Source organism: Exiguobacterium sp. s102 (assembly GCF_018618635.1).
GTDB classification, from domain to species: Bacteria; Bacillota; Bacilli; order Exiguobacteriales; family Exiguobacteriaceae; genus Exiguobacterium_A; species Exiguobacterium_A oxidotolerans.
In genome coordinates, this window is the sequence record NZ_JACSML010000003.1 from 25,742 (window position 1) to 41,500 (window position 15,759).

The 15,759-nt window shown below is 48.4% G+C and carries 15 protein-coding genes; 13 read left to right on the forward strand and 2 right to left on the reverse strand.

From position 1 onward, the window contains the following. Positions 1 to 22 precede the first annotated feature (22 nt). From KNQ02_RS09915 to KNQ02_RS09950, 8 genes are read left to right on the forward strand one after another with little or no spacing between them, the layout of a single operon-like run. Entirely contained in the window at positions 23 to 943 is a 921-nt protein-coding gene (locus KNQ02_RS09915) for an NAD-dependent epimerase/dehydratase family protein (protein ID WP_214766422.1), read from the forward strand. Then, positions 922 to 1,785: a lysylphosphatidylglycerol synthase domain-containing protein gene (locus KNQ02_RS09920; protein ID WP_214766420.1), complete on the forward strand. Its 864-nt coding sequence runs from the start codon at positions 922 to 924 to the stop codon at positions 1,783 to 1,785. The genes KNQ02_RS09915 and KNQ02_RS09920 overlap by 22 nt, the downstream gene beginning before the upstream one ends. After that, positions 1,782 to 3,215 carry an alkaline phosphatase family protein gene (locus tag KNQ02_RS09925; RefSeq protein ID WP_088838095.1) on the forward strand — a complete coding sequence of 478 codons (1,434 nt, stop codon included), beginning with the start codon at positions 1,782 to 1,784 and terminating at the stop codon, positions 3,213 to 3,215. Before KNQ02_RS09920 ends, KNQ02_RS09925 begins: the two co-directional genes overlap by 4 nt. Then, the gene (locus KNQ02_RS09930; RefSeq protein WP_088838097.1) at positions 3,212 to 3,943 is read left to right on the forward strand and encodes a glycosyltransferase family 2 protein; all 732 of its coding nucleotides are present in this window, start codon (positions 3,212 to 3,214) and stop codon (positions 3,941 to 3,943) included. The genes KNQ02_RS09925 and KNQ02_RS09930 overlap by 4 nt, the downstream gene beginning before the upstream one ends. Next, the gene (locus tag KNQ02_RS09935) at positions 3,940 to 4,680 is read left to right on the forward strand and encodes a hypothetical protein (RefSeq protein WP_088838098.1); all 741 of its coding nucleotides are present in this window, start codon (positions 3,940 to 3,942) and stop codon (positions 4,678 to 4,680) included. The genes KNQ02_RS09930 and KNQ02_RS09935 overlap by 4 nt, the downstream gene beginning before the upstream one ends. A gap of 16 nt (positions 4,681 to 4,696) precedes the next feature. Next, positions 4,697 to 5,614 carry an FTR1 family iron permease gene (locus KNQ02_RS09940; protein ID WP_088838100.1) on the forward strand — a complete coding sequence of 306 codons (918 nt, stop codon included), beginning with the start codon at positions 4,697 to 4,699 and terminating at the stop codon, positions 5,612 to 5,614. Beyond that, a complete protein-coding gene (locus tag KNQ02_RS09945; protein ID WP_214808351.1) occupies positions 5,611 to 6,987 on the forward strand; it encodes a hypothetical protein in 1,377 nt (458 codons plus the stop codon). Before KNQ02_RS09940 ends, KNQ02_RS09945 begins: the two co-directional genes overlap by 4 nt. 13 nt (positions 6,988 to 7,000) lie before the next feature. Further along, a complete protein-coding gene (locus tag KNQ02_RS09950) occupies positions 7,001 to 7,696 on the forward strand; it encodes an aminoglycoside phosphotransferase family protein (protein WP_214808353.1) in 696 nt (231 codons plus the stop codon). 410 nt (positions 7,697 to 8,106) lie between these two features. On the opposite strand, the gene KNQ02_RS09955 is transcribed toward KNQ02_RS09950, so the two are convergent. Both KNQ02_RS09955 and KNQ02_RS09960 read right to left on the reverse strand, forming a co-directional pair. Next, a complete protein-coding gene (locus KNQ02_RS09955; RefSeq protein ID WP_214766416.1) occupies positions 8,107 to 8,667 on the reverse strand; it encodes a GNAT family N-acetyltransferase in 561 nt (186 codons plus the stop codon). Positions 8,668 to 8,739: 72 nt separating this feature from the next. Further along, complete coding sequence (locus tag KNQ02_RS09960; protein ID WP_088838108.1) at positions 8,740 to 9,357, reverse strand: YitT family protein; 618 nt, start codon at positions 9,355 to 9,357, stop codon at positions 8,740 to 8,742. Positions 9,358 to 9,778: 421 nt separating this feature from the next. Here KNQ02_RS09960 and KNQ02_RS09965 point away from each other — a divergent pair, with 421 nt between their 5' ends. From KNQ02_RS09965 to KNQ02_RS09985, 5 genes are all read left to right on the forward strand, one after another. Continuing rightward, positions 9,779 to 11,131, forward strand: a complete 1,353-nt coding sequence (locus tag KNQ02_RS09965; protein WP_214766414.1) for an FAD-dependent oxidoreductase — start codon at positions 9,779 to 9,781, stop codon at positions 11,129 to 11,131. Positions 11,132 to 11,358: 227 nt separating this feature from the next. After that, positions 11,359 to 12,243, forward strand: a complete 885-nt coding sequence (locus tag KNQ02_RS09970; protein ID WP_088838112.1) for an SDR family oxidoreductase — start codon at positions 11,359 to 11,361, stop codon at positions 12,241 to 12,243. A 123-nt stretch (positions 12,244 to 12,366) separates the two neighbouring features. Beyond that, a complete protein-coding gene (locus tag KNQ02_RS09975; RefSeq protein WP_371816420.1) occupies positions 12,367 to 12,918 on the forward strand; it encodes a maltose acetyltransferase domain-containing protein in 552 nt (183 codons plus the stop codon). 99 nt (positions 12,919 to 13,017) lie between these two features. After that, on the forward strand, positions 13,018 to 14,103 hold the full coding sequence (locus KNQ02_RS09980) for a site-2 protease family protein (RefSeq protein ID WP_214808355.1): 1,086 nt from the start codon (positions 13,018 to 13,020) through the stop codon (positions 14,101 to 14,103). Positions 14,104 to 14,283: 180 nt separating this feature from the next. Then, the gene (locus tag KNQ02_RS09985) at positions 14,284 to 15,672 is read left to right on the forward strand and encodes an MATE family efflux transporter (RefSeq protein ID WP_088838116.1); all 1,389 of its coding nucleotides are present in this window, start codon (positions 14,284 to 14,286) and stop codon (positions 15,670 to 15,672) included. Positions 15,673 to 15,759: the final 87 nt, after the last annotated feature.

Below are 15,759 nucleotides of genomic sequence, written 5' to 3' on the forward strand. Positions count from 1 at the left end.
AAGACGATTGGAGGAACTTCCTTTGAACATCGGAATTACGGGTGGCGCTGGCTTCATCGGTGCTGCACTTGCAACTCGTTTGCGTACTAGTGGTCATACCGTATCGATCATCGATGCCTTCACCGATTATTATGCAAGCGACTTGAAACGCGAACGGGCAGCGGAGCTGACACGACTTGGCGTAAACATCTGTGAAGCAGATGTCCACGTCGAACTCGATGCCTGGTGTTCATCCGGTCAATTCGATGCCCTGTTCCATCTTGCTGCTTTACCTGGCGTTCCCGGATCTTTACGTGAGCCGCATCGCTACATCAAAGAAGATATCGATATGACGGTGACCGTCCTTGAAGCGGCAAAACAACATCAGATTCAGCAAGTCTTGTTTGCCTCTTCTTCTTCGGTTTACGGGGAGCAGACAGGTGCGTTGAGCGAACAGCAGGCGACCGGTCAAGTCGTCAGTCCATACGCCGCGGCAAAGTATAGTGCCGAGACGTTCTGTAATGCCTATCAAAACCTATATGGATTACAGGTTACGATCTTCCGCTTCTTTACGGTCTACGGACCATCCGGGCGCCCGGATATGGCGCTTTACCGCTTCATCGAACAAGCGCTTCGTGGTCAAGAACTTGTCGTGTTCGGTGACCCGGTACGCGACTTCACGTACATCGATGACATTACACGCGGGATGGAACAAGCACTTCAAGCGCGCGCAATCGGGACTTATAATTTAGGGGCGAATCGACCGGAGTCGGTCCGAACGATTGCCAGGTCCCTCAGTGAGCGATACGGTGTTCCGGTAACGTTCACCGAGCAAAGAGAAGGAGATGTCTCGATGACATGGAGTAATACAGAAGCTGCACGACAAGCATTCGACTACACGCCCTCCGTTACCTTGAATGAAGGACTCGAGCGGATGATTACATGGCATCTCGGGCGCATGTAATCCGTACAACCGCAAGCGTCCTCTTGACGCTTGCGGTTGTTTTTTTATTAATTCGGTTCGTGCTCGAGTTACCTGTCCTCTATGATTACTTGCGCACCCTTTCACGCTCTTACTGGACGCTACTCGCAAGCTTGTTGTATGCAGGTGCTTTTTATGTCCGCGCTGTCGCCTGGCGCGTGGCTGATCAGCGGCAGGCACCCTTGCCAATCTATTTGACGAGCCTCTATCTCGGCCTTGCCGTCAATCACTTGTCACCCGTCAAACTCGGCGAAGGTGTTCGCCTGCTGACGGCACGTGCCATCGCTAGTCCCTTAAAACGGACAACGGCAATCCTTGTCGCACAGCGCGGCATTGATTTGGTCGTCCTCGGACTCTTCGTCTCGCTCGGCTTGCTCGCGACGAAAACAGCTCTTCCTGCAGGTATCGCGATTGTGCTCGGTGTACTCGCCTTAGTCGTCGTCCGCCCTTTTTTACGGACGATGTACGCATTAATCGGGTATGGCACACTCGCTTGGTGTTTGGAAGCGGGCGCCGTTTACTGCTTATTCTTAGGCGTGAACGCTGTCCTTCCCTTCCCCCTCGTCTTAATCGCGATGAGTGCCGGTGTCTTGTCCGGAATTGCTCAATTCACCCCCGGTGGTCTCGGCACGTATGAGCTCGCCATGGGAACGGTTCTACAGACGGCAGGCGTCGACCATCCTTATGAACTTGCCTTGATGACGCACACGTTCAAATATGCGTTCGCCTTCATCGCACCTTTGTATTTTTTGGGCAGACATCACCGTAGTGTCACATTACTGTTTCGCCAATTCAAGAATCAACAGAAAGGAGGATCTTCATGAAAAGTGCTTCACGTTTTGAAAAAGTCGCAGCCCGTATGTGGAATCTGTTGAATGAAGGAAAACCATTCACCCCGATTTTTACAATCGGTGTCTTCCTCAGCTACTGCCTTTTGTTCCAACAGACACTGAGCGGTGCCGGCTTCGGATTTTTAGTGACGTTGCCTTTATTCGTACTGTACTGGAAATTTGATTTCCCGCTGTTCCTTCGTAATTATTTATGGATGCCCGTCATCGTCTGGTTATTCCTTGAAGGAACGGATACACGGCTCCTGCCCCTATTCGCTTACGGAGCAGGTCTTTATTTCTTCTTCACGATTTTCTTCTGGGGAACGATTTATTACCATTTACGGATTGGAACGGACTGGCTCAACTTCACGCGTTTTTGGAAACTCGTCCTCAAGAACAGTGACTCGACGAGTGGTAACGCGCAAGAACAACTACCGAAAGTCGCACTCTTACTTGCCTACTGGCAAACAGCGTCAATCAATCCGACCTTTGACTGGTCGTACGTCTTGTTCCCTGCCGGATTGTTACTATTTGCTTGGATTCTCCACCATTATCTCTTCGACTGGAAACCGAAACTTCCGACTGAGCCGACAAAAGACGTCAGCTTGCCGACTTCAGACAAAGTCTACGTCTTGATTGTCGACGGGATGCGAAAAGACCGATACATGGCTGCGAACACTCCGTTTCTCGAGCGATTGCGTCAAGAAGGAACGGAATATACGAATATGGAAACCGTCTACCCGGCCCGGACAGTCGTCTGCTTCAGCTCGATGTTCACGGGAGCACGTCCGGAAGATCACGGAATTCATTCCAACATGGTCTGGAATACGACCGGTGTCAAAACGGATACCGTCTTCGACCGGTTGCGTGCCGTCAATAAATCCGGCAAGATTCTCGGGATTGCCCACCTCGTCGATGCGTTCGGTTCGACCGACGTCAGTACCGTGACAGCCGTCATGCATAATGATGTCGCCGACCGCAACATCATCGAACGGGCCAAGCAAATCGTTCACGAAGAAGATCCGGATTTGCTTGCAATCCAATTAATCGGAACGGATCAAACCGGTCATAGTCGCGGGACGCTCTACTCGGAATATATTCAAAAAATCGAGGAAGCCGATGCGCTACTCGCAGAGTTTTGTGAAGAACTCGATCGTCTCGGTAAGTTAGACGATGCGACACTGATCGTCATGGCCGATCATGGTCAAGCCGACGGGATCGGCGGGCATGGTCACCTCGACGAAGGAGAACGTTTCGTCCCATTTTGGATGTATGGCAAACACATTCATGCTGGTCGCAAGGTCGATACACACCGGCATATCCTGTCGCTTGGACCAACGATTACGAAGTTGCTTGGTGCCGATATCCCGCACGACAGTCGTGGCGTATTGTTGACGGAAGCTTTTAAGGAGGAACGCTCATGAAGAAAATCGTCGTCTTCCTTCCGGCTCACAATGAAGAAACCTCTCTCCCACTCGTCTTAAAACGAATCCCGGATGAGATTGACGGAATCCCCGTCGAAACGATTGTCATCGATGATGGATCGACCGATGCTACATCGACCGTCGCAACCCTGAACGGTGCTCAAGTCTACCGGTTCGAACAAAATCGTGGTCTTGGCGCTGCGGTCCGCGAAGGATTGTATCGCGCTTATGACCATGATGCGACCGTCGCCGTGATGATTGATGCGGACAACGAGTACCCGGCCGATCAAATTCCGGACGTCGTTCGACCGATCTTAGCGAACGATGCGGATTATGTCTTCGGATCACGATTCCTCGGGACGATTGACGGAATGCGCCTCTATCGCTATATTGGGAATCACGTCTTTACGTGGCTTCAATGTGTTTTACTGAAACGAAAAATTCATGACGGACAAAGCGGGATGCGTGCTTTCTCACGCGCTGCTTGCAAACACGCGGAAATCATCCACGATTACAACTACGCGCAAGTCTTGACGTTGAATCTCGTCCGTAAAGGATTCCGTCTGAAAGAAGTACCGATTCGTTACCGGGTACGTGAATCAGGAAAATCTTTTATCCGCTTGAACTATATTCAACGTGTGGTCCCTGCCATTTACAAAGAGTGGCGTCGACCAATCGTTGCACTACCGATTGAAGAACGTTTTGAACGAAAGGAGCATCTCGGATGATAAAACGTTTAGTCCTTCCGGTCGTTGTTTTCTTCTGTCTCCTCGCGACTCCTTTATCGGCGTTTGCTTACAGCTATGGTGACCCGGGCAAAGAAGCTTTTGCGGAAGCTTACAAACAATTTGAGGAACAGCTCGATCAAAAAGATTATGCACTTGCGAAGGAAACGATTGACGCGTATGATAAAGAATTTAAACTTTACTTCCCTGAAGCGAAGGAAAAAATTGATGCTGCGTTAGCGGAAGAAGACGCAGAGAATGCCAAACAGGCGTATCGCGTTGCCTTACGTCAAAACATCGAACGTCGTCTTCATTTTGCGGATGAGCAGTTCGAAGACTTCGGACAGGCGAAGCTGTTACTTGCGAAAGCACGCGGCACATATGATGTACTTGCTCCTTATGTCAAAGAAAGCACAGATGCAAAAACGTCCGATGCATTGTATACTGCGTTTGACGATGCACTTACTGCGCTCGGGAACCCCGGACTGTTCGGAGTCGGGAAAAAAGCGAGTGATAAAGAAACATTTGATCAAAACATTGCATTAATCGAAGATACAATTACACCACTATTCGTTTTACCCGGAGAAGAAAAAACCGGTTTATTTGAAGAAGAGGATTCGATTTTCGGACAATCCTTCGGAACAGATGAGATTTGGAAAACGATTGCGATTGGTCTTGTCATCGTTCTAATCGTCATCGTCATCATCGGTCAACGAAAAAAGAAACGTCAACATCACTGATTAGGGAGGAAGGACGATGGATTTTCAAGCGTTTTTAATTACGCTTCGTGAATGTCTCGAAGCTGTCTTGATCGTCGGTTTGATTCTCGGCTATCTCGATCGACTCAACGCACCGCAATATAAAAAATGGGTCTATGCCGGAGTCGGACTTGCGCTGCTCGCGAGCCTCGGTGTCGCCTTTTTATTCCAAGTCGTCTTTACGAGTTTCGCAAGCTTCGGCAGCGACACGTACTTGCGTCTTGGTATCATGATGATCTCCGTCATCTTACTGACACACATGGTGCTCTGGATGGGGAAAGAGGCTAAAGAAAACCAACAGGCCTCGCAAGCAAAAGTCGCGGCGGCGGTCTCGACAGGCAGTGCCATCACGATGATCATCCATTCGTTCCTCGTCATCGTCCGAGAAGGCATCGAGACGGTTTTCTTCTTCGCTGCCATTTCCGGCGGTGAAATCGAGAAAGTCTTGACGAGTTATGGTGCCGTGTCTGGTCTCTTGCTCGCACTCATTTTCGGTTACCTGTTCGTTTCCGGAACGATGAAGATTCCAGTCAAACGTTTCTTCCAAGTGACAGGCATCCTGATTCTGTTCATTGCTGCCGGCATGCTCGTCCAAACGATTGGACGTTTCCAAGATCTTGGACTGCTCGGAAGCCTATTGACGAATGCCGATGGAACACCGGCAGCCTTGTATAACATCGTCGGGTTTATGCCGGAACACTACATCGACCAAATTCAATATTTGCGCGATACAGGCAATCCGACATTAATCAGCGGACAAATCGGTACGTTTATGGGTGCGATGTTCGGCTACAGCCATAATCCATCACTTGAGCAAGTGATCGCCTGGTGGGGCTACTTCGCGTTTGCCGGTTTCATGCTGATGCGTCAAAATCGAACACCAAAAGCAGCCAAAAAACTTCAGGAGGTTTCTTGACCGTTCGGAGCGATCGTCTACTTGGACGATCGCTTTTTTTCACGCTCTGTTTTGCCATCTCACTATTGCTGGGTGTTCATCTTTATCTGGTCAGCCCGTTTGTCGCAAGCTACGACATCGCCAACTTTACGTTAGCGGTTGGACAGTATGATTTGGCGAATTTGCAGCCACATTTTCCGGGGTACCCGTTTTTCATCTTACTCGCGACAGGTCTCACACGACTCGGGCTTGAACCCGTCCGTGCGCTTGGCATCGTCTCGACGCTTGGCTTCACGAGCGGACTGATTCCGTTATATTTGCTGTTAAAACGTCAGTCGTTTGATACGGCACGTTTACTAGCTGCTTTCACTGTCATCTCGGTTGCTTCACTCGTCGTCATCTCTGCGACCGGGATGTCGGACGGTCTTGCACTTGGTGTCCTCTGTTGGTTCATGTGGAGTGTCGAACGTGCTCGGCACGGTCATTTCCGTCTTTTGCCGTACCTCTTATTCGGACTGTCGATGGCAACACGATTATCCTATGCGCCGTTCGGAATCGTGTTACTCTTTTTACTTTGGCAAACCCGAAAAGACTACTGGCAACTCCTGTCCGAACTGGCGACGTTACTCCTGGCACAACTTGCCTGGCTGTTACCGGTCGCCTTCTCGGTCGGGGGACCCGCGTCCTTCGCTCAATTGTCACTCAGTTTCGTGACGGGTCACTTTTCGGACTGGGGCGGTACGGCACAAACGGACGAAGCCTCGTTGATTGAACGACTTGGATTGACACTCAAACAAATCGTTTGGCATGGTTTAGGATTTACAAGTTGGCTCGGTCTTGCTTCAGGGCTATTCTTGTTCTGCCAACGAATCCGTCCGCTTCCTCTTTGGTGGAGCGTCACCGGTACTGGTTATTTCCTTTGGGTCTGGTTGGCCCAAAACATTGATAAACCACGCCATGTTTTACCTCTCGTCTTACTGCTCGTCTTCCTGCTTGTTCGCCATCTGTCAGTGCGTTGGCTCGTCCCATTTTTATGTATTCAATTGGTGATGGGAAGTATCGCCTTGTACCGCCAAGCGACAATTGAACCGGCAACTATCCAGTTGGCGGATGCCATTACCGGTTTACCGGCGTCAGCGACCATCTTTACGGATGAAGAAGACCGCCAGTTTTTGATGGCACGTCCTGACGCTACGATCGTTCCGATTGGATCTGTCAGCAAATGGCGGGCGGAGCCTAAATCAGCGGAAGTTTACCTGACCGGACGATTACTCAAACAGTTGCGGGTGGCAGATGTATCGATTGAAGTGACGGAGGTTTTCTGCCTCACGAGTGACCCCCGGTTTGAACCGGAGGATGCGGAGGCGCGGTTGTACCGGATGATCTTACGATAAGGAGCGGATTGGGATGAATATCATTGGAACCGGCAACACGGCAACGATTCAAAAAGAAACTGCGGCGATTGTTCGAAAGCAGTTTCACGCACACGTTCCGCATGCAGCGGTCCAGCAGGAATTTCAAAATCATCTGTCCATCCAGAACCACTTTCCGATGACACCTCGTGTTTATAATCAAGTTGATCATTCCATTCGAATGGAGTATTTAAAGGGTGAAGCGCTCGGAGATTTGATGAAACGTCATCCCGTTCGGATTCTCCGCTACATGACGATCATGGTCACCTTACACCAGCACTTTCACAGGTTATCCGTCGGCGGGTTACCGCGTCTTCAAGAACGGTATCCCGCTCACACTACACTTGTAGCGGGACATACTTTGTGTCATGGTGATTTTCACCCGTATAATCTGTTGCTTGTTAAAGAAAACGTCTATGTCATCGATTGGATGGATGCCTCCATCGGCAATCCACTGATGGACGTCGCCCGTACTTTTTTGTTGATTCGCTATGGAGGACGAATGTCTTTACGAAATCCGGCAGAATGCATTTCCCGATTCATCCTCAGTCATTTGTATCGTGTCTGTTATTTTAAGCGCATCAGAAAAGTCACCGCATTCGAGGCTTGTTTACGGCTGTGTGCAGCTTCCCGCTTGAAAGAGCAGATTACGCCTGTCGAATCCGTTCTGTTACAGCGTTTTTTAAAGTGATATCCAACGAGTCACAGATCATCGCCACTTAATTAATCTGAAAATAAAAAATCACTCTTTTCCACGCGCTTTCCTCAGGCGAGACACAAGCCAGTTTTCCTGCCTCCATGAGGCAGAAAATCGGGTCTTGTTTGTCTCTGACAGCGCAAGTCGTCTTGAGCTTTTTCCTGTAGGAGTCGCGTGAAGCGAGTGATTTTTTGATTTCAGATTCTTGATGGATGGATTTTAACAGCTTAACAAAACGTCGTTGAGAAGCAGACAAGACGAAGACTCCTGCGGGAAAAGCGGAACAGGTGAGACCCCGTAAGTCGCGCAGACGACGCGGAGGCTCACGTTTCGCCCGCGGAAAGCGAAGTCTTGTCTGCGTATCAACGAATCTTGAAATGAATTCAAAGTACTTCACTCATCATTCAAGTTGCATACGGTCGTTCCATGTAATCAAATTGTCCGCCACTGATTTCAATCGTCTTGACCGGGACGAATCCAAGACGTCGATAGAGACGTTGCGCCCCAGCATTCGTCTGATCGGCATTTAACGTAAACGCGCGTAATCCACGCTTCTCTCCTTCGTCCGCTACTACCTGCAACAGCTCAGACCCGATTCCTCTTCCGCCGTATGCCGGATCGACCGACAATGTATCGAGATAAAAGACGTTTCCTTCCGTCTCTTGATCAATTTGTATCTCTTGACCTGTCCACGCGAGGAGCTGACGTTTAATCGGTTCATCCAACTGCGCTGCATCCACTCCCGCATATGCGATGACGATGCCGACGACGCGCCCATCGAGCTCCTTGACGAGAATGTTCTCGTGACTTAACCGGTTTCCCGTTTGTGTCACAAACAGCCCAAGCCGTTCCAAAATCAATTCCTTCTCCTGCGTTCCGGTCAGTGTCTCGGCAATTTCATGAATCGCCTGTTCAATCAAAGGTGCGATTTGATCGGCGTCTTCCGCAGTCGCTTGTCTAATCATTGGGTAGCCCCCTTCTCGTTATCTCTTTTTATCCTAAAACAAAATCCCTCCTGATGTCAGGAAGGATTTTATTTATTTCAGTTGTGGCGCTGGTCTAACTACTGGTACAGTAACCGGTTCGCGTGTCATGACTGAGACGACGCGTCCCGCGATGGCAACTGCAAGTAACGTATAAAGCGTCAAACTGACTGGCAAGTAGACGAGTGAAATGACAAGAACAATTGCATCGAGACTAAATAAAATCGTCCCGATCGATAAACCTGTTACTTTGCTAAGGCCCATTGATAAAAGGTCGTCACCGCCGGTCGCAGCACCACTCTTCAACACAAGACCAAGTCCGTATCCCGTGATGATCCCACTCGCAATGGCGGCGATTAACGTTGCCGGCCAGGCCTGTTCCGGGAAATGGAACAAATCGAGCTGATGCCACATCTCATAAAAGAGCGATAGTGCACCTGCTGAGACAAGTGCCTCACTGACAAAGCGTTTTCCTTTAAAATAAAGTGCTCCAATAAAGAATGGAATGTCGAGCACGATCATCGAAATCGATGGATTGATATCAAAGAAATACCGTCCTAATAAAGATAACCCGATAAATCCGCCTTCTGCTAATCCAAACTGTTCATTCAAAGTATAGTAGCCGAACGCCATAAGTAACGTTCCTGCTAAGATGGTTGCGATTCGTTTCATGTTTTATTGTCCTCTCCCGTATCTTCCATGGGAGAGGTTTTATTGTTGCCGTTTGGGTATTCATCTATTTTCGCTCTCCCTGATTTTTTTAACCATTACTGTCTTGTTTACGTAAGACCAGCGATGCTAAAAATCAGGTAAGCTAAATAGATGATCGGTCCTCTCGGTATCCATCGGTTTCCACCCTTTCATTTAGTTCTCCATCTTATTATAACCCGAACTTCAGAAACTAAAACATTTTTACGGACTTTTAACAAAAACGTTATAAGTCATTACCTCTTTGTTCACAATTTCACAATTCAGACAAAACTATGCTCAATTATGAACAAACTACTTGAAACCGACATTGTGAAGTATTACACTAAGGTTATCAAATCGAATGTGATTAATATCACAATTAAACAAAAAGGGGACTTTACTCATGAAAGTAGCAGTCATCGGTTGTACACATGCAGGAACAGCAGCAGTCAAAGAGCTTACGGCAACGAACGAAAACCTTGAAATCACAGTCTATGAACGAAACGATAACGTTTCATTTCTCTCTTGCGGGATTGCCCTTCACGTCGGTGGCGTCGTTGAGCATGCCGAGTCACTCTTCTACTCTTCACCTGACGAGCTGGCTGACCTCGGAGCAACGATGCGCTTGAAACATGATGTCCTTGAAATCGATAGTACGAACCAAACGATTCTTGCGAAAAATCTTCTGACGGGTGAAACCGTTCACGATACGTACGACAAATTAATCATGACAACAGGTTCATGGCCAATCATTCCGATGTTACCGGGCATTGAACTGAATCAAATCGAACTTTGTAAAAACTACCACCATGCTCAAACCATCATCAAAAAAGCAACGGATGCCGAGCGGATTACAGTTGTCGGTGCCGGCTACATCGGTGCTGAACTCGTTGAAGCGTTTGAAGCATACGGCAAAGAAGTGACGTTCATCGACAGTGCCGACCGGATTTTAAATAAATACCTCGATCGTTCATTCACGGATATCATTGAAAGTGAATTGACAGATCGCGGCATTCAGCTCGAGTTGAACCAGACTGTTCAAAGCTTTACCGGCGTAGACGGCAACGTCACACAAGTCGTCACGGACAAAGGAACGTTCGAGACCGATCTCGTCATTCTTTGTGTCGGTTTCCGTCCGAGTACGGAGCTTTTAAAAGGACAAATCGATATGTTACCGAACGGTGCCATCATCGTCGACGACTATATGCGGACGAGTAATCCGAATATCTTTGCTGCCGGTGACAGCTGTGCCGTCTACTACAATCCGGCCCGGACACATGCCTATATTCCACTCGCGACGAATGCCGTCCGTATGGGAACGCTCGTCGGGAAAAACTTACTTGCCCCGACGATTCGTTACCAAGGGACGCAAGGGACGTCCGGTCTCCGGTTATATGACTTAAATATCGCGTCGACCGGCGTCACGGAAGATGCTGCTCCATTCTTTGGACTAGAAGTCATGAGTACAACCGTCACAGATGCGTATCGACCTGAATTTATGCCGACTGCAGAAGACGTCCAACTCAAACTTGTTTTTGAACAAAACTCTCATCGCGTCGTCGGTGCCCAAATTATTTCGAAGGTCGATTTGACGCAAGCGATGAATACGTTATCGGTCGCGATTCAAAATGAAATGACGCTTGAAGAACTGGCCTTCGTCGACTTCTTCTTCCAACCGCACTACAACAAACCGTGGAACTTACTGAATCAAGCAGCTCTACAAGGGATGAAAGAGCTGACAGCAGAACGCGTCTGATCGCTCATCCACCTTATCTTTAGTAAAAATCGGAGTTCACACCTGTGGACTCCGATTTTTTTATTCGCCCTTCGTTCGCATTCAGTTATTTGTTGCTATAGCCTTATCGAGCAACCTTTTCGCTCTAATAAAAACTTCACTTGGTTAATAAGTTGACGTTTAAACGTGAAATGACAGGGAACATACTTCTTATGCAAATCAAACCACTACCTAGGAGGAATCAGTTCATGTCACAGTCTAAAAATCCACTTACACAACACTTCAACGATGATTTCCCAAAACAGTATCAGGAGCCACCGGCTGTCCAGGCAAAAATGGAACCCCTTCCGGATTGTGGAGAAGAAAGCTACAAAGGTTCAGGTAAACTAAAAGGTAAGAAAGCGTTGATTACAGGCGGTGATTCAGGAATCGGACGTGCTGCTGCGATTGCTTATGCCCGTGAAGGAGCAGATGTCTTCCTGAACTATCTCCCGGAAGAACAACAAGATGCAGAAGAAGTAAAAGCACTTGTCGAAGCAGCTGGTCAAAAAGCGTACTTACTCGCAGGTGATTTAAGTGACGAATCGTTCTGTCAGCAACTTGTCAAAGAGGCACATGATTCACTTGGCGGACTCGACATCCTTGCACTCGTCGCCGGAAAACAACAAGCTGTCGAGGACATCATGGATCTGTCAACAGAACAACTCCGGAAAACATATGAAATTAATGTCTTCTCGCTGTTTTGGGTCGTTAAAGCCGCTCTCCCACTTCTAAAAGAAGGCGCTTCGATCATCACGACAACTTCTGTTCAAGGATACAATCCGAGTGAGAACTTACTTGATTACGCCTCAACAAAATTTGCCATCAATGGATTCACACGCGGCCTCGCGAAACAAATTGCGCCAAAAGGCATCCGCGTTAATTCGGTCGCACCGGGTCCAATTTGGACACCACTTCAAATCTCGGGTGGTCAACCGAGCGAAAACATTCCGGAATTCGGACAAGAAACACCACTCAAACGAAGTGGTCAACCGGTCGAACTTTCGAGCGTCTATGTCTTCCTCGCGTCTGACGATGCCAGTTATGTCACGGCACAAATTTATGGTGTGACAGGCGGAATTGAACTTGCTTAATTGAATGCCAGAGTAAAAAGCGGTTTTGATGGCGACATCAAAACCGCTTTTTTTGGTATCAGTTGCTTCTCCCCGTCCGATTTAGTCTAATGAAGATATACATACCGTTAGGAGATGATTCATGTGACAGAAAAAGAAAAGATGATTCAAGGTCAGTTGTATTTAGCCGGGGATGCGGAGCTCGTGGCGGACCGGAAACGGGCGCAGATGCTTTGTCATCAATTCAACCAACTGAGCATCGAAGAGCTGCCCGACCGAAAATCTCTCCTGCAACAACTTTTCCGGACGGAACAAACGGATTTTTACATCGAACCGTCTTTTAAATGTGATTATGGCTACAACATCACGCTTGGTGCCCGGTTTTATGCCAATTACGATTGTGTGCTGCTCGACATTTGCCCGATTACGATCGGTGACAACTGTATGCTTGCTCCGGGCATCCATATCTATACAGCGACGCATCCGTTAGATCCTGTCGAACGAAATAGTGGGTATGAATTCGGCAAACCCGTCGTCATCGGGGATAACGTCTGGATCGGCGGACGAGCTGTCATTAATCCCGGTGTGACGATTGGCGATAATGCGGTCATCGCTTCCGGGAGCGTCGTCGTTAAAGATGTCCCTGCGAATACGGTCGTGGGTGGAAACCCTGCTAAGATCCTCAAAACGATTTGATATGGGAAACAGACTGAACCGGCGGCAAATGAAACTTTTTTTCTTAATTTGGCGTACACTAGAGACAGAACGTCATATTTATGGAAGAAGGAATTCATGATGGATAAAAAACGTTGGGGAGGCCTTGCCGTCGCCGGAGCATTTTTGCTCTCGAAAGGAAAGGTCGTCCTTGCACTCTTAAAATTTTCGAAGTTCGGAGGAACGCTGATTTCGTTCGGTATTTCGCTTCTCTTTTATGCCCAAATTTTTGGTGTTTGGTTTGGTGTTGGTTTGCTTTACCTATTGTTCATTCATGAGATGGGACATTTAGCTGCTGCAAAACTCCTGGGTTTTAAGACGGGACCAGCGATTTTCGTTCCGTTCATGGGGGCCGTCATCGGGATCAAAGATACATTCCGAACGCCGAAACAAGAAGCAATCTTAGCCTACGGGGGTCCGCTCGCCGGACTGCTCTCCCTTATCCCGCTTTTGATTGGATATGCCGTGACAGGAAATGATTTTTGGCTCGTTATCTTCCACTTAGGTGCCCTGCTCAATCTATTCAATTTACTCCCGGTCAGTCCGCTCGATGGCGGACGGATTTTAGCTGGTCTGCCGATCGTCGTCTGGATTGCAGGACTCGCTGCCCTGATTGCCTACGGTCTCACCCATTTCAGCATCATCTTATTGTTGATCGCTTTCCTCGGCGGCAGTGCCGTCTGGAAACGGTACCGTTTTGCGAAACAATACGAAGACAATCAATCCGTCCTGATGTTGTACCGGGCAGCCCGCAACCGTGTTTTACAAGCAAAAGCGGAACAGGAACAACAGCCAATCGCTGAACCGGCTGAGAGCGATCAACTCGACTCAGGTGAGACTACAGTCTCCGCTACATCGAGCTATGATCCGATTGCATGGACTTTACGCCATGACTTGCAAAGTCTGCGGAGTGCAAGTCCGGAAGAAGCAAAACCAGCTGCTGACGAACTCTTACGCTATCAATATGATTCGGCGAATGATTACGATGCCTTGCTGCGTCGACTCGACCAACGCATCGAACCGTTGCTTGAAGCGGAAAAATCGGTTGAGTACCACCAGATGCCGAAAAAACAACAAGCGATTACGTTAGTTGCCTATTTGGCACTCGGAGCGATTCTCTTCCTCGCTTTCGAATACTCAAAAGGCTATTTACCGTTACCCTCTTAACGCGCAAACACTCCGTCACTGTACTTTTGTCGGAGTGTTTTTGTTTTCATACCGATTCGTCACAAGGACAGAACAGTTCCTCTTTGCACATTGCCTGGAGTGATTTCTTGCATCTGCCGACCCAAGCGACTAGTCTGAGTAAAAGTCAACGTACTTACCTTAAAGGAGGCTCTCCTACCGATGAATAAGAATACTGCCCAACTGGGAGATGCACCCATCAATAAATTATTGATTGGATTATCGCTCCCGGCGATGATTGGTATGCTCGTCACTGCGCTCTATAACATCGTCGATACGATTTTTGTCGCCCAAGGAATTGGGACGATTGCTGTCGCTGCCGTCGGAATCGCGTTTCCCGTCCAACTCGTTTTGATGGCGATTGCTAATTCACTTGGAATCGGCGGTGCCGCGATTGCCTCCCAACGACTCGGTCAAAAAAATTTAATCGGAGCCAGTCGCGCATATGCGAATGTCTTGATGGTCGTGTTCGTCGTCAGTATGCTCGCCATCGTCTCCGCCTTCATCTTCGTCGAGCCATTGTTGCGTGTCTTCGGGGCAACCGATGAAATCATGCCATACAGCATCGATTTCTTGCGTGTTTTGCTGTTCGGTTCCCCATTCTTCATGTTGACGATGGCATCAAGTGCGATGTTACGGGCAGAAGGACGCGCCAACTATCAAATGCGTGTCATGTTGACAACTGTCGCGATTAATACGATTTTGACCCCTTTGTTCATCTTCGGATTCGATTGGGGCATTAAAGGAGCGGCACTCGGGACCGTCGTCGCTCAAATCGTCGGTTCCATTTTGATTTTCCGGTTCTTCTTTACGAAACAGAAAAAGACAAGTCTCCTATTAGACCGTGAAGCCTTCCGTTTTGAACCAAAGCTTGTTGTCCGGATGTCGCAAATCGGTTCGTCGTCCTTCATCATGCAAGTTTCCCAATCGATTTTGTTCATCACCGTCAACCATATGCTCGTCCGATACGGGGGGACGACGGAACTTGCGACCTTCGCCGTCATCAACAAATTCATGGCGCTCGTCGGGATGCCGATCATGGGAATCGTCCAAGGGATGCAACCAATCGTCGGCTACAACTTTGGTTCGAAACAATTCGACCGCATGTCGCTCGCCATCAAACTTGCGATGCGGTACGGTCTGTCATTATCGATTACACTTTGGTTATTGATTCAACTCTTCCCACGCTTCTGGGTCGGAATGTTCACAAATGATACCGCACTGCTCGATGATGGTTCGACCGCGATGCGGATTCTTTTCGCCGTCTCGTTTGTCTATGGGATTCAGATGATCATTAACGGCATGTATCAATCACTCGCGAAAGCCCGTGTCGCGCTTTTCCTTTCTTTATCACGTCAAACACTTTACACGATTCCACTCGTGTTGATTTTACCGATGTTCTTCGGCGTCAGCGGTGTCTGGTTCGCCTTTCCGATTGCTGACTTGATGGCAGTCCTGACTGCGAGTGTCTTTGCTTATCGCGACCGGGTCATGCTCTTTAAACCCCAAGAATATACAGACCCAGCACCTGAAGCCGTTCAAGCTAAATAATTATCATCGCCGTCCCGTTCACATGTCATGTGAGCGGGTTTCTTGAGGAAAAAAAGATGCTTGGGCCGAAATACGAACATGCATTCT